Source organism: Fodinicurvata sp. EGI_FJ10296, assembly GCF_040712075.1.
GTDB lineage: Bacteria > Pseudomonadota > Alphaproteobacteria > DSM-16000 > Inquilinaceae > JBFCVL01.
Genome location: NZ_JBFCVL010000003.1, coordinates 487,437 through 500,611, shown reverse-complemented (window position 1 = coordinate 500,611; position 13,175 = coordinate 487,437). Strand labels below are relative to the sequence as shown.

At 62.7% G+C, this 13,175-nt stretch carries 11 protein-coding genes; 4 read left to right on the top strand and 7 right to left on the bottom strand.

From position 1 onward, the window contains the following. Positions 1 to 28: 28 nt before the first annotated feature. On the bottom strand, positions 29 to 1,474 hold the full coding sequence (locus tag ABZ728_RS08495; protein WP_366655660.1) for an amidase: 1,446 nt from the start codon (positions 1,472 to 1,474) through the stop codon (positions 29 to 31). A 30-nt stretch (positions 1,475 to 1,504) separates the two neighbouring features. Next, positions 1,505 to 2,473 (bottom strand): DMT family transporter, encoded by a 969-nt coding sequence (locus ABZ728_RS08490; protein WP_366655659.1) that lies wholly within the window; start codon positions 2,471 to 2,473, stop codon positions 1,505 to 1,507. Between the two features lie 153 nt (positions 2,474 to 2,626). On the opposite strand from ABZ728_RS08490, the gene ABZ728_RS08485 reads away from it, so the two are divergent. Further along, complete coding sequence (locus ABZ728_RS08485) at positions 2,627 to 3,307, top strand: DUF2848 family protein (RefSeq protein ID WP_366655658.1); 681 nt, start codon at positions 2,627 to 2,629, stop codon at positions 3,305 to 3,307. Positions 3,308 to 3,429: 122 nt separating this feature from the next. Beyond that, positions 3,430 to 3,891 carry a CIA30 family protein gene (locus ABZ728_RS08480; protein ID WP_366655657.1) on the top strand — a complete coding sequence of 154 codons (462 nt, stop codon included), beginning with the start codon at positions 3,430 to 3,432 and terminating at the stop codon, positions 3,889 to 3,891. A 51-nt stretch (positions 3,892 to 3,942) separates the two neighbouring features. Here the strand turns inward: ABZ728_RS08480 and ABZ728_RS08475 are convergent, their stop codons facing one another. The 4 genes from ABZ728_RS08475 to ABZ728_RS08460 all read right to left on the bottom strand — a co-directional run bounded on the left by ABZ728_RS08475 (position 3,943) and on the right by ABZ728_RS08460 (position 7,981). After that, on the bottom strand, positions 3,943 to 5,232 hold the full coding sequence (locus tag ABZ728_RS08475) for a TRAP transporter large permease (protein WP_366655656.1): 1,290 nt from the start codon (positions 5,230 to 5,232) through the stop codon (positions 3,943 to 3,945). Beyond that, on the bottom strand, positions 5,229 to 5,864 hold the full coding sequence (locus ABZ728_RS08470; RefSeq protein WP_366655655.1) for a TRAP transporter small permease: 636 nt from the start codon (positions 5,862 to 5,864) through the stop codon (positions 5,229 to 5,231). The genes ABZ728_RS08475 and ABZ728_RS08470 overlap by 4 nt, the downstream gene beginning before the upstream one ends. 163 nt (positions 5,865 to 6,027) lie before the next feature. Then, positions 6,028 to 7,095, bottom strand: a complete 1,068-nt coding sequence (locus ABZ728_RS08465; protein WP_366655654.1) for a TRAP transporter substrate-binding protein — start codon at positions 7,093 to 7,095, stop codon at positions 6,028 to 6,030. Between the two features lie 76 nt (positions 7,096 to 7,171). Continuing rightward, the gene (locus tag ABZ728_RS08460) at positions 7,172 to 7,981 is read right to left on the bottom strand and encodes a putative hydro-lyase (protein WP_366655653.1); all 810 of its coding nucleotides are present in this window, start codon (positions 7,979 to 7,981) and stop codon (positions 7,172 to 7,174) included. 236 nt (positions 7,982 to 8,217) lie between these two features. On the opposite strand from ABZ728_RS08460, the gene ABZ728_RS08455 reads away from it, so the two are divergent. Then, a complete protein-coding gene (locus tag ABZ728_RS08455; RefSeq protein ID WP_366655652.1) occupies positions 8,218 to 9,642 on the top strand; it encodes an SLC13 family permease in 1,425 nt (474 codons plus the stop codon). Positions 9,643 to 9,736: 94 nt separating this feature from the next. Beyond that, positions 9,737 to 11,173 carry an amidohydrolase family protein gene (locus tag ABZ728_RS08450; RefSeq protein WP_366655651.1) on the top strand — a complete coding sequence of 479 codons (1,437 nt, stop codon included), beginning with the start codon at positions 9,737 to 9,739 and terminating at the stop codon, positions 11,171 to 11,173. Between the two features lie 342 nt (positions 11,174 to 11,515). Here ABZ728_RS08450 and ABZ728_RS08445 read toward each other — a convergent pair whose 3' ends face one another. Further along, a complete protein-coding gene (locus ABZ728_RS08445; protein ID WP_366655650.1) occupies positions 11,516 to 13,102 on the bottom strand; it encodes an ABC transporter substrate-binding protein in 1,587 nt (528 codons plus the stop codon). Positions 13,103 to 13,175 lie beyond the last annotated feature (73 nt).

Sequence of the window (13,175 nt, the reverse complement as noted above, 5' to 3'; positions counted from 1 at the left end):
ATGCGGAATTCGCCGTTCAAGCGGGCCATCACAGACCGACCGGGTGACGGTCCTTCCAGTCGGTGGCCTGTTCGAAGGCGCGGGCGATCCTGAGAATCCGCGTCTCGTCAAAGGCGCGGCCGACGACCTGGATCGACAGCGGCAACCCGTTCTCGGCCCCGGCCTGGTCATCAATGCCGGCCGGAACGGCGATGGCGCATTGCTCCAGATAGTTTCCGGCGCGGGTGATCAGGCTCATCGGCGACTGGGTCTCATCGACGGCGTCGAGCGGTACCGCCGACGAGATTGTCGTGGGCGTGATCATGGCGTCGAAATCGGCCATGAAGGCGTCGAAGGCGGCGATGTTCTGCCGGCGCCTTTCCAGAATGTCGATATAGGCGGCGGCATCGATATCCCGGCCCAGCAGGATGCGGCGGCGCACTGCCGGATCGAATTGTTTCGTCTCGTCGTCGATCCAGGCCTTGTGGATGGCATAGCTTTCTGCGGACAGGATCCGGCCGCCCTCAGCGGCGACGTCGATCAGGGATGCCGGCGGTGTCACCGTATCGACGCGCGCGCCCAGATCTCGGAATGTCTGGAGCGCGGCATCATAGGCGGCGTTGACGGGGCCGGAGCATTTGGCGCGATCGCTGTCTTCCATGGCCAGCAGGCGCAGGCCTTCGACGCCTGTGTTCAGGCTGGCGCCAGGCGTGCAGGGCGCAACGCCCAAGGTGGACCGATCGCCCTGATCCTGCCCCTGAAGCGCATCGAGCATGAATGAAGCGTCGGCAACCGACCGGACCATGGGCCCGATGGTGTCGACCGTCGGGCTCAAGTACAGCGTCCCCGCCCGGCTGACCCGCCCGACCGTGGTCTTCAGGCCGACGATCCCGCACAGCGAGGCCGGGATGCGGACGGAGCCGCCGGAATCCGTGCCGATCGCCGCCGGCACCATACCGGCCGCCACCGCTGCGGCCGAACCGCTGCTGGACCCGCCGCAGATGCGGTGCGTGTTCATGTCCCACGGGTTCCATGGCGCGCCCATATGCGCGTTGGTGCCCCAGGCGCCGTAGGCGAATTCCACCATATGGGTCTTGCCGATGACGATCATGCCGGCGGCTTCCAGCAATCGCACCAGCGTCGCCGTCTCTTCGGAAATCCGGCCGCGCCATTCGGCCGACCCACCCGTGGTGTGCTTGCCTTTCATTTCCACCAGATCCTTGAGCGCCACCGGGATGCCGTGCAGCGGCCCGATCCGGTGACCGGCGGCGATCAGCCGATCATGCGCCTCGGCGGCGGCCATGGCCTCGTCGGCATAGACCTCGACGAATGCATGCACCCGGCGATCCAGCGCATCGATCCGCTTCAGACAATCGGCGACCAGTGTGCTGGGCTTCAGTGCGCCGGTCTGGATCAGGCCCGACAGGACCTCGATCGGGGCGAAAGGTCCATACGCGTCCGGATGAGAGGCGGCGGTGGTGGCGGAATCGATCATGGCGTCTTCTCCAATTCTGGAACGTTAACATCATCTATTGGATATGCGGCGAAGCGCCGGGCCGAAAGTCCAGCCCATAGCGCCCCCGATAGATCCGGAGGCCAGGGCAATTCCCACTGCCGTCAGGGCCATACCCGCCCATTCGAGTGGCCCGGGAACTTCCCCCAGCACCGGAATGCTCAACAGGCCGGACAATGGCGGCACGCCGGCCATGAATACGGCGGTGGTCGTGGCGCCGAGGGTTTGCACGGTCCTTGCCATCAGCAACAGCGCGGCCAGGCTGACCAGCAGCCCCTGATAGGCCCCCTGCAAAACGATCTCGCCGACCGGCGCCTCAAGCAGGGTGCTGGGCAGAACCGCCAGCCATAGCGGCACGAATCCCAGCGCGCTGAACAGCGGCACGACAACGATGATCTCGCGCAGGCTGATCCGCCACGCCCGGACGGCGACCATGTAGAAGGCGAGCATCGCACCGGCCGCGAGGAAGAAAAGATGCCCGCGCCGGGCGGTCGCCAGTTCTTGAAAACCCGTTCCGCCGGTGGCGGCGACGGCGAGGGCTCCGGCGCCAACAACGATCAGGGCCATGCCGACCCGCCGGGCCATGCCCACACCCTCGCCCAGCCAGAGCCAGCCGATCAGGGCGGCGAATATCGGCAGCAGTCCGTTGATGAAAACCCCGGCATGGGACGCGGGTGCGTATTGCATTCCGGCGACGGCGGTCAGCGCATAGGGGGCGCCCGCGGAGACCGCGATCAGCACCATCAGGCCGGGGCGGCGGCGCCAGCTTCTGTCCATGATCGCGAAGGGCAGGACGATCACCGCCGCGACGCCGAACCGCAGCGCCGTGATGTCGTATATGGTCAGCGTCTGCTGGACACCGAACCGGGACACCACGATCCAGCCCGACCAGATCAGCGTTACCGACACCCCACACACAAGCCCGACCAGCTTTTGCCGTCCCGCTTTTTCCGGGTTTCGCTCCAGTGCTGTCGGGCTCAATCGATCCTCCGTCCCCATCCACTATCTGGCGATGCCTGCCCCCGGACCAGCGCGGCTTGCCGGTCTGGTGAAAGGGGTTCGGCGCTTTCGTCTAAAGAAACGATGGCGTAAGCTACGTTGTCTAATGAATTTTGCGCCTGGAGGAGCCGGAGAATGCATCAGAGTATCACGTTCGACTGCGGTGAGGACCGGATTACGATGCCGATCAAGACGGTCGTGGCAGCCGGTTTCACGGGCCGCGACCGCGCGTCAATCGATCACCACATCGAGGAGATGCGCGCGATCGGCGTCAGTCCGCCAGCGAGCGTGCCGATCCTGTTCCCGGTGATCCCGACGCTCGTCACCAATGCCGAACAGATATCGGTCTACAAGGACGCCACGACGCCGGAGATCGAATGCGCCTTCATCCGCTATCAGGGCCGCGACTATGTCACGGTGGCGAGCGATCAGACCGACCGCAAACTGGAAGCGCAGTCAATCGAGCTTTCCAAGAATGTCTGCCCGAAAATCGTCGGCCGGACCGTCTGGCCGCTGGATGCCGTCAGCGACCGTTGGGACGACCTGCAACTCACCTCGACCTGCGGCGATACGGTGCTGCAGGATGGCACGCTCGGCCAGTTGCTTCCGTGGCAGGAAATCTTCGATTTCGTCGCGCGCACCGCACCTGGCGAAGACCGCGAAGGCATGATGATCCTGAGCGGGACGGTCCCGACGCGGGCCGAACCGCCGAAGGAAGGCGCCACCGTATCGCTGCGCCTGAACGATCCGACACCGAACGGCATGGGTATGATTCGCCACGATTACACGATCAGGGTGCTGAACAACTATTTCTGATCCGGGGATCAGCACCGTGATGACGCTGGCATGATCGATGTTGCGATCATCGGGGTCGCAATCGCGGGTCGGAACTGTGCGCGCCCGTATCGACCAGCGAAACAGTGATCGAGGATTGCACGATGCAGCCGGAAACCCGCTGGCGGTTCTTTTCGGATGCAGTAATGGGCGGCGTGTCGTCGGGAAAGGTCGTCTATCTGCAGGAAGACGGCCAACCCTATGCGCGCATGACCGGCCGCGTCAGCACGGCCAACAGGGGTGGTTTCATTCAGATTCGGCTGGATCTGGCCAGCCCACCGCCAGAAAGCACGACCGGTGTTCGCCTTGTCGTCCGCGGCAATGATCAGCGCTATTTCGTTCATCTGCGCACGGCGGGCACGATTCTGCCCTGGCAATATTATCAGGCGGGATTTGACGTCACACGGACGTGGAGCGATGTGCGCCTGCCCCTGGACGCATTCGTCGCCTCGGGCGCCCTGCTGCGCACTATCCCGCGCGCCCGCAGTCTGAGGTCGGTCGCTGTCGTCGCGTTTGGCCGGGACCATGACGCCGAGATCGACGTGCGCGAGGTGGGTTTCTACTGATCCCGTGAGTCTGGTGCAGCGTCGCCGCTTGACCGCAGATGTAAAACGCGGCTATCCGCTGGCCAGTTGCGGTATGAACAGCGCGATCTGGGGGAAAAGCACCAGAAGAATGACCATGCCGAACATGGCGATGACGAATGGAATCGCCCCGACCATGACGTCGGTCAGGCTTCCGCGTTTGCGAACGCTTTGAACGACATACAGGTTCAGGCCGATCGGGGGTGTGATCAACGCCATTTCGATCAGGACGATCAGCAGAATCCCGAACCAGACCGGGTCGTATCCCAGTTCGACCATCAGTGGCGCGACGATGGGTATGGTCACGATCATCAGTGACAGGGTTTCCACGAAGAATCCCAGCACGATGTAGAACAGGATAATCGCCATCAGAGTCTGAAGGCGGGTCAGATCGAGCGAGTCGATATAGGTCAGCAGCTGATCGGTCAGGCCGACCGAAGCGAGCACGAAGTTGAGGAAGTTAGCGGCCAGCAGGATCAGCATGATCATGGCGGTTGTGCGCATCGTGCCTTCCAGCGCGGCACCCATCATGCGCCAGGACAGGCCGCCGGCGTTCCAGGCCAGGGCGATGGCGGCGATGGTGCCGACGGCGGCGGCCTCGGTCGGTGTCGCCCAGCCGCCATAGATCGATCCGACGATGAAGGCGAACAGGATCAGCACGGGAACCAGATGCACCAGATTGCGCATGCGCGTTCCCATATCCGAACTGCGCCGGGTTCCGCCCCAGGCTGGCCGCCACCAGCACATGACCAGAATGATCAGCATGAAAATCAGTGCCAGCCCCAGACCGGGAATGATCCCGGCAAGGAAAAGCTGCGGAATCGATGTCTGGGCCAGAAAGCCGTAGATGATCAGGTTGATCGATGGCGGGATGAGGATCCCCAGCGTGCCGCCGGCAGCAATCGATCCGGCGAAGAACCGATCGTCGTATCCCAGCCTCACCCCCTGCGGCAGCGCGATCGTGCCTACCGTGGCCGATGTCGCGACACTGGATCCCGAGGTCGCGGAAAACATGGTCGCCGTGCCGATATTGGCGTGCATCAGCCCGCCCGGCATCCAGGAGAGCCAGCTGTCCAGGGACTCGTAGACCTTGTTGGCGATCCCCGAACGCAGCAGGATCTCGCCGATCATGATGAACAATGGAATGGCGACGAGAATGAAGCTGGTGCTCGTATTCCAGAGCTGGTTGGGCAGGGCTGCGGTCAGCGGCGGCGCGGCGAACTGCCAGTCCAGGATCAGCGCCAGAATGAACATGACCGCGGCCACCGGAATGCTGATCGCAAGCAGGACCAGCAGCACAACGATCGTCGTGGTCAGCATCATTGGCCGGTCCCCGTGCCTGAACGCCTTGTCGCGGCAACGCTTTGCGTGGAGCTGTCGATATCATCCTCAAGCAGCGGCGAGCCGGCGTAGCGGTCGACGGGAGCGAGCTTCCGTTCAACGAGCAGCGCGAACGCGACGCGCAGCAGCAGCAATGCGCTGACGAACGCGAAGAAAGCAAATCCTGCCAGCCACAGCCCTTGCGGTATCCAGAGCGGCGTGGCCATGGTCGTGATCGATGTCGACCCGCGCTGCCACGATCGTTCGAATAGATCGTAAACCGCGCCGGTGGCGAGAATTGCAAAGGCGGCAAGACCCACCATGGCAATGACGTCGCAGGCGACGCGGAGTGGCGTTGCCAATCGCTGGGTCAGCGCGTCGATGCGGATATGCGCCTTGACCAGAAGGGCATAGGCAAACGACCAGCTCGTGGATACGGCAAGCGCGTAATATGAGAACTCGCTTGCCCCCCAGGTCGACAGGTGCAGGATCCGGCGCAGAATGACATCGATGGTGATGCCGACGGCCGACAGCAGCATCAGGCTTCCGCCGATGATGACGGCAATACGCGATAGGGTGTGGATCCTGGCGATGAGTGCGTCGAAATTATGAGCAGCTCGGTCGGGTGAGGCCATGAAGGACAAGAGGTCTCCCAAGCGGGGTAACGAGCGGGCAAGACCGGATCGTCTGCGTGACGACCAAAGCGCAGGCGCCGCGCGCTGCGGCCGGCAAACCCGGCAGCAGCGCCCGGACATGGCATCAGTCGTCCTGGTCAGTCATACCGGTCAGTCATACCGGTCAGTCATACTGGGCGGAATAGACCTCGCCGACAGTATTCTGCCACTGGGTGGCGCATTCTTCGCCGCAGCGCTCGAACCAGGCCGGCAACACGGTCTCCTGAACCAGTTCGGCGGCGTAGGCCAGATCCTCGTCCGTCACTTCGACGAGTGTCAGGTCGTGCGCCTCGCCGGCCGGACAGTCGCCGCCAGTATTGCAGGCAATCCCGGCTTGGGTCATGGCAGTCGCGTCGCCCCAGACCAGGTCCTCAAGAGCGGCGAATTCGTCGAGCAGGAAGCTCTGCGTTTCCTCGTTTAGTCCATCCCAGGTCTGATTGGAGAAAACGATGCCGATATGGTCCCATCCGCCAGTCGGCAGCGGATAGAAATGGGTGGCGACTTCGGTCCATCCAGCGAGGTAACCCGACAGCGCGCCGGTGATGCCACAATCGATGACGCCACGTTCGAGCGCGATCGGCACTTCGTTGAAGCTGACCGCCTGGGCGCTGCCGCCGACGGCCTCGATAAAGCCCATGGTCATCGGGCCGCTGCCACGGATCTGCAGTCCTTCCAGATCCTGCAAGCCACTGATTTCGGTATTGCAGTAGACCACCTGGGACGTGAACGGCACGATACCGACGAGCCGGGCATCGTAAACCTCGTCAAAGGCCTGGGCCAGCGTGTCGCGGTAGGCGTCGACCAGTTCGCGGGACACAGCCGGATCTGCGATGGCCGGCAGGTCGTGGCCTTCGAAACGCGGGTCCTCGCCGGCGACATACTCGATCACCGTGGCGCCGCTATCGTAGACGCCCTGCTGCACCAGCTCGTAAACCTCGCCGCCGGCCAGGCCCAGCTCATCGAAGGCCGATACCGTTGCGGTCAGGCGTCCGTCGGAGGCTTCGGGAAGCGTCTCTGTCCAGAACGGCTCTTCGTAATCCGGATAAAGGTTGGAGGTGCTCCAACTGCCGACGACATTGAATTCGCGTTCGTCCAGGCCGCTGTCGGCTTGCGCCGGTGCGGCCATGAGAAGGGCCGCGCCGAGGACTGGTAGCGCGGCGGAACGCAATAATCCCTGTCTCTTGATTGTCATTAATGCCTCCTGTTTGTGCATTGGAGATGGGGCCATCATTGGATTGAAGAGTTTGCGGCCCGCGTTCGTTTGGTTGTTACAGGATTGCCAGATGCCGATTGAGCAGATCGGTTATCAGCATGTGCCCGGGTGTGTGGGTGATGCAAATCTCGGGCCGCGCCTGTTCGATGGCGGCCTGAGGGGTCACGCCGCAGGCCCAGAAGACCGGGATCTCACCGGGCCGCATCCCCGGCGGGTCGCCCCAGTCCGGCTTTTCGATATCCTTTATGCCCAGCAGGCCCGGTTCGGCGAGATGCACCGGCGCGCCGTGGACTGACGGGAACCGCGTTGTGATCTGCACCGCCCGGATGGCATGAGCCGGCGAAAGCGGGCGCATCGAGACGACCATCGGTCCGCTGAATGGCCCGGCGGGCCGCGTGTCGATGTTCGTGCGGTACATCGAAACAATGGTGCCTTCGGAAATGTGGCGCAGCGGGATGCCTTCAGCCAGCAGCGGCTCCTCGAATGAAAAGGAACAGCCGAGCACGAAGCTCACCAGATCGTCGCGCCAGAGACCGTCCAGATCAGTGACCTGCTCGGCCAGCACACCGTCGCGATAGACATTGTAGCGGGGGATGTCGCGGCGGATGTCGATCTCGCCGAGACTGGGGATGGCGGGGTCGCCCGGTTCGCTGACGCCGAGCACCGGACAAGGCTTGGGATTGGCGTGACAGAAGGATAGAAAGTCGTATGCCAATGCCTTGGGCAGTATAACCAGATTCCCTTGAACGTATTCCGGCGCCAGATTGGCGGTGGTGCCGGTGTGAGCGCCCGATGCGATCCTCTTGCGGACCTCACCCGGCGTCATAATGGGGCCTGACTTCGGGTGGGAATTTACTGCATTCATGCGCGCGTCCTTTTACTGATCGTAAAAGTAAACACTAACAATGGCTTTTTTGACTAGCGCTCATATACAAAAAGTTTTAAGGCAATTCAAGAATACAGAGCGAAGTCACTCACTGTCATGCCGTCTCATTGTTAGATTCCTAAGGATCGAGGTTAGTGCAGGCATTCGGCCGTGTCAAACGCCTATCGGTCCTGCATTTCCGTCGGATGAGACGCAAAAAGGGAAGCGCGTTATCGATGCGGATTATCGACAAGAAGATTCTCGGAACGGCTATCATTCTGGCGGCGGTGTCGATCGCCGTCATTCTGGAACTTGGCAGCGCCGACCCGACGCTTGCGCGCGGCGCCGGCCTGATCGTTTTCGCGATCGGGTTCTGGGCATTCGGCATCCTGCCTGAAGCCGTGACAGGCATGATCTTTCTGGTTGCCGGGGTCGGCGGCGAAATCGTAACCCCGTCCGTCGCTTTTTCCGGTTTTACCACAAGCGCCTTCTGGCTGATCTTCGCCGGCCTGATCCTGGGCGCTGCCGTCAGCCGAACGGGGTTGGCGTCGTGGCTGGCGGCGCGGACTTTGCCTGAAGGCGGGCCTGCAGATGCTGCTGCGGCGGTCGGCTACGGCCGGCTCGTGGCTCTCATCGTTCTGCTTTCCGCCGGCCTCGCGCTGGTGCTGCCGTCCACCATGGGCCGGATCGTGATCCTGATACCGGTGATCGCGGCGTTGGCGCCACGGCTGGGGTACGCGGCGGGCAGTCGGGGGCATGCCGGAATGATCCTTGCCGGCGGTATCGGCACCTATGTGGTGCCGATCACGTTTCTGCCCGCCAATCTGCCGAATATCGTGCTGGCCGGGTCGCTGGAAGCGTTGCACGATGTCACGCTGACCTACGGGTCCTATTTCCTGCTGCATTTCCCGGTCATCGGCCTGATCAAGGGTCTCGTGCTCGTCATCCTGATCACCGTCCTGTTCGGCGAACGGCCGGTCATCGACGCTGACGGCGACGAAGAGCCGGCACAGGCGCCGGATCGGGCGGCCCTGTCCCCGGACGGCCGGCGGCTGGCGATCATCCTGTTGATCACGCTGCTGTTCTGGGCCAGTGATGTCGTCCACGGTATTGCTGCCGCGTGGGTCGGCATGGCCGCCGCGATCGCGTGCCTGCTGCCGATGATGCGGATTCTGCCGTTCAAGGTCTTTGCGGAGAAGGTCCAGCTGCCGACCCTGCTCTATATCGCCGCGGTGCTCAGTCTTGGCCCTGTCATGACCGCGACCGGCGCCGGTCAGGCGCTGGGCGACTGGCTGTTGGGCATCGTGCCGCTGAGCGGCGCCGGCGATTTCACTGTCATGGTCTCCATGGCCGGGATGGCCACGGTCATGGGACTGGCCGCGACCATGCCGGGCGCGCCCGCCGTCGCCGCGCCGCTGTTCCCGGAAATCGCCCAGTTGACCGGCTGGTCGATCGAGGCCGTCGGCATGGCCCAGGTATTCGGCTATGCCACGCCTCTGTTGCCCTACCAGGTGCCGCCGCTGGTGGTCGCGCTTGCCATGGGCGGCGTGCGCGCGGCCGACGCGGTAAAGGTTCTGCTGTTGCTCGCCGTCACGACGACGCCGATCGTGCTGCCCCTTGCCTATGTGTGGTGGTCGTTTCTGGGCTGGATGCCGGGGTGATCCCGGAAATTTCGTGAACGTCCCGGCCCGGACGCGGTATGATCGAGCCTACAGGGATACAGAATCTTTCCGAAAACGATCGACCGGGAAAATCATGGCGAAAACAAAAATCGAGAACATCGCTTGGCTCATCGCCTGGGATAAGGAACTGGGCGAACATGTCTTCATGAACGATGTCGATATGGTGTTCGAAGGCAACAGTATCATCCATATCGGCAACGGGTACGACGGCGCGGCCGACACGACGATTTCCGGGCGCGGCCGCATGGTGATGCCCGGTTTCGTCGACATCCACAGCCATCCGACCAGCGAACCGCTGCGGCGGAGCATGACCGACGAAACACTGAGTCCGGGATTTCACCACAGTTCGCTTTACGAATACCTGCCGGTCTTCGCCTCGACGCCGGAAAGCGCGGCGGCGTCGATGCAGGTCGCGATTGCCGAACTGCTGAAAAGCGGGGTGACGACGCTGGTCGATCTGTCGATGCCTTTCGACGGCTGGCTCGATATTCTGGGCGAGAGCGGCATGCGGGTCTGTGCGGCGCCAATGTATCGCGATGCGCGGTGGTTTACCCGGGACGGCCATCGGCTGGAATACGAATGGGACACCGGGCAGGGCCGCGCGGCGATGGACAACGCATTTCAGCTTGTCGAACGCGCGCGCCAGCATCCGTCCGGTCGGTTGTCGGGCATGATCTGTCCGGCGCAGATCGATACCTGCACGGCGGAACTGCTGAAGGAAAGCCACGCCTTTGCGGTGGAACGCGATCTGCCGTTCCAGATTCACGTGTCGCAGAGCGTGACGGAGTTCCACGAAATGTATCGGCGGCACGGCCGCACGCCGGTTCAGTGGATGGACGACCTCGGCGTGCTCGACGATCGCGCGATCCTGGGGCATGCGATATTTCTCGACCATCACCCGTGGCTGCACTGGACCTCGCGGGACGATCTGCCGTTGCTGGCCGAGCGTGGCGCGACGGTCGCGCATTGCCCGACGGTATTTGTCAGGCGGGGAATATCGCTGCGCAGCTTCGGGTCGTATCTGAAGGCCGGGGTCAATGTGGGGATCGGCACCGATACCTATCCGCACAATTTCCTGACTGAATTGCGCGTGGCCAGCTATACCGCGCGCACCATTGCGGAAACGGTCGCCGACCATAGGGCGAGCGATATTCTGAATGCCGCCACGATCAACGGCGCCAGGGCATTGAGGCGCGATGATATCGGGCGGCTGGAGGTCGGGGCGAAGGCCGATTTCGTGATCGTCGACCTGGACGACCCGGCGATGCGGCCAGTCTACGATCCGATGCGCACGCTTCTTTACAGCGCCGATGACCGCGTCATCCGCGATGTCTGGGTCGATGGCGTGGAGGTCGTGAAAGAGGGCCGGGTGCTGACGATCGACCTGGAGGCGGCGACCGCGGCGCTGGAAAAGGCGCAGGCCGACGTGCTGAAACGCATTCCGGAACTGGACTGGGCGAATCGTTCGATCGAGGCCATGGCGCCGCGCAGCTTGCCGATCCGACGCTGAAGGGACTCCATTCTCTGCGCCCGGGAATTGGTTAGGGTGGAAACGCGCCGATTTCCAATCCGCGCCATTCCTCTCATCCCGGCAACTGTGTTTCTCGACACGCCATCCGCCTCCTATTCCATTCGCCGGAGGAGCGAAGCGACATCCGGGGTCCACATGTGCCGCGAGAGCGTTGATAGTGTGGGCCCCGGCTCTGCAAAGCAGCATTTCATGCTGCATTGCGTCCGGGGCAGGGGACTCTTTGCGGCGTCACCGCTCGATCACCTCCCCGGAGACGCGAAGCGTCATCCGGGGTCCACGGATTCCAGATGACCCCGGTTCGCGTTTCCGATCGGGAGAGCCTTAGTCTTCTTTTCTGATGTTCCAGTAGAAGATTGCCGGACCCGGCAGAACACCGGAAATCTGGTTGGAGTAAACGACATCCCGGCGGAACTGGCCCAGCGGCACATAGGTGACGTGTTCCATGTGAATCCGCTGAAGTTCGTCGACGATCTCGGCCCGGGCCTCCTCATCGGTTTCCAGAGCCCACGCGTCGGTCAGTTCGGGGATCCGTTCGTCACAGGGCCACCCATACCATGCGTCGTCGCAGTGCTTGGCGTAGTTGTTGGTGAGGGGATTGTTCATGCCGGTCGCCGTGGCGCTGGTAATGAAGACATTCCACCCGCCATCGGAGGGGGCATTTCGCGACGCGCGGCGCTGGGTCAACGTCGACCAGTCGACAGCCTCAACGATGACGTTGAATCCCAGCTCGCGCAGGCTCTGGGTTCCCATGAGCGCGGCGGGATGAAGTGTGGAATTGTCCGCCGGATCCAGTAGAACGACATCGGCCCCCATAACGCCGGCTTCCTCGATCATCGCGCGGGCCCGGTCGACATCGACGGCGAGGATCGCCTCGGACCCGGCATCGCTCTCGTTCGGGCCGCCGCAACCGAAAAAGGCGGGGCAGACCTCGTACCGGTCCGGATCGCCCGCCACATTCGCCATGTAGTCTTCCTGGTTCGTCGCCCAGAGCATCGCCTCGCGCGCTTCGCGATCGTCGAAGGGCGGATGAAGATTGTTCAGCACCATGAAGATCTGCCAGCCGACCGGGTCGTTGGGCTGGAGCGTGACGTCGGGATTGCCTTCGAGCATTCCCAGCAGATCGGTTGGCGGGGATTCGTAGATGTCCACCTCGCCGGCCCCGATCGCCGACATTGCGACGCCGGCATCGGGCATATAGACCGATTCCACGCGGTCGATGTGGACGACCTTGCCGCCGGCGGCCATGCTCGGCGGCTCGTCGCGCGGGACATAGTCGTCGAACCGCTCATAGACGACAACGCTGCCCGGAACCCATTCGTCTTCGACGAAGCGGAACGGGCCGGAGCCGATGACTTCCTCAATCTGTTCATCGGGGGGTGTCAGCGCCAATCGTTCCGGCATCATGAAGGGGACGACGCTGTCGATTTTTCCAAGGGCTTCGAGCACGAATCCGATCGGCTCGCTGAGCTGGATGGTGAAGGTGTCGTCATCGACGGCGTCGATGCTGTCAGTATAGCGCATCATCGCCTGGCCCATGCCGTCAACGGCGGCCCATCGTTCGATCGACGCAACGCAATCGGCAGCCGTGACGGGTTCGCCGTCATGCCAGAGCAGACCTTCCCGCAATGTGAAGGTATAGGTGAGCCCGTCGTCACTGATCTCGTAGGTGTCGACCATCTGCGGCTGGACTTCGTTGTTCTCGTCCATGGCGAACAACGTGTCCCAGACCATATAGGCATGGTTCCGGGTGATGTAGGCCGTGGTCCAGATCGGATCCAGAACCGTCAGATTGCCGATCGGGATCGACCGGATGGTGATTTCTTCGTCGGCCGCCGATGACCCCATCGAGCCGACGAGTATGGTGGTGCTCAATAAAGCAGCGCACCATGCGGATTTATTCATTTTCATAATTGCATCCCTGTTTTGTTGTATTATTGGGTATTCATACCGAAGCGAATAAAACGGGGCCGGGAATGTCCTC